1 protein-coding gene is annotated in these 248 nt (G+C 45.2%); it reads right to left on the bottom strand.

The features are described 5' to 3' along the window. Positions 1-55 precede the first annotated feature (55 nt). Positions 56-248, bottom strand: a 193-nt coding sequence (locus A3763_RS07130) for an EAL domain-containing protein (protein ID WP_156494986.1), incomplete at its 5' end; no start/stop codon positions are given.

Here is a 248-nt window from a genome sequence, read left to right as displayed (position 1 = left end):
AGGTTTGACTATAAGGCTTTGCATTATTATGGATGTTCTGAGGAAAAAGGCCAGCTTATATCTCAATAAGCTGGCTCGCATTGTTGTTAATCTGTTCAAGTGCGTCACGGCCTGGAACGGCTCTACCAAAATAGAAGCCTTGAATCTCCTGGCAGCCCAAAGACTTTAGGTAACTTAGTTGAGTCTCGGTTTCGACGCCTTCGGCAACAATATTGAGTTTCAGGCCGTGGGCCATGGATACAATAGCA

The organism is Oleiphilus sp. HI0128, assembly GCF_001635365.1.
Note: the sequence above shows the minus strand (reverse complement) of the source record. Positions and strands in the feature narration are given on the sequence as shown.